The sequence below is a fragment of the Vibrio sp. Vb1337 genome (assembly GCF_033338715.1).
In the GTDB taxonomy this organism is placed as follows: domain Bacteria; phylum Pseudomonadota; class Gammaproteobacteria; order Enterobacterales; family Vibrionaceae; genus Vibrio; species Vibrio alginolyticus.
Map to the genome: position 1 here is coordinate 1 of NZ_JAWOTD010000163.1, position 1,214 is coordinate 1,214.

Annotated in this window: 1 protein-coding gene; it reads right to left on the reverse strand. The window is 47.9% G+C overall.

Features of this window, described 5'->3' with window-relative positions; translation table 11 throughout:
- A partial coding sequence (locus R7E42_RS24720; protein ID WP_318073192.1) for a pitrilysin family protein occupies positions 1-1,214 on the reverse strand: 1,214 nt, incomplete at both ends.

The following is a 1,214-nucleotide window of genomic DNA, read 5'->3' on the forward strand; positions in this document are numbered from 1 at the left end:
ACCGCTTGGCGCATAAATTTCATTTCTTCATCAGGCATTCCAGATTGAGCGTATTCATTCAGCTCATTTTCCATCTCGATAATCGATGCGACCGTCGAATCGGCACGAACTTGCGCGGTAAATACAACCGAACCGGTTTCAGGATTCCCCGAGAAGTAACCGTAAGCACCGTAGGTGTAGCCTTTGTCTTCACGCAGGTTTTGGTTGATACGACTGTTAAAGTTACCCGCTAGGTTAAAGTTCGCGAGCTGGCTCAGATAAAAGTCACCCGTGGCATCATAAGGCATGCCTTGACGAACCATCATAACCACACTTTGCGGTGCTCCTGGTTTGTCGACAAGATGAATTTTCTGCTCACCTAATACTGGTATTGTTTGAGGAGCATAAAGTGGTGCCGCTTCATCTTTCCATTCAGCCCAAAACGCAAGCTTCTGCTCAATGTCTTGTTTAGCAATGTCACCCACCACCACGACTTGTGCACTCTGCGGTGTGTAGTGCTTAGCGTAGAACTCACGTACATCATCAAGCGTTAGCGCACTGACACCAGCTTGCGTGCCGTCTTTTGGGCGTGCAAAAACAGAATCGCCATACAGCACTTGTCGACTTGCTTGAGATGCCATCCAACTTGGATTTTGATGTTCGTACACAAGCCCTTCGAGTGCCTGCATTTTCACACGATCAAAATCTTCTTGTTTGAACGCTGGCGATAGCAGCATCTCTTCAACGATTTTCAGTGTTGGCTCTAAATTCTTTTCTAAAGAAGAAACGCTGATGTTCGTCGTGTAGCCTGTGGCATCGACAGAGATCATGCTGCCGAGTTTATCGAGCTCAGCTTGAATTTGTTCCACGCTACGTTTGGTCGTTCCTTCTTGCAACATAGCGGCCGTCAGTTGCGCTAGGCCTTCTTTGCCCTTTTCCACAAAACGCGTGCCCGCCGGCAAGCTGAACTGCATCATGACTGTCGGAGTTTCGTTGCTAACTGTACCGAGTAGTTCAGAGCCGTTGTCAAAGTGCACATTGTACAGTTCTGGCATTGTTGCTTTCACTGGCTCACCGACCGGTGGCTGCACTGAACGATCAAAATTGTCCGTTGCGCGGCGATAGACTAACTGATCATCGGTAATTTTTTTGTACTCTGGCAAGGTACGTTCTGGCGTTGTAAATGTCGCAGACTTAACAGCAAGATCCGTTTTGCCTTTTGGTACCACGCTCAA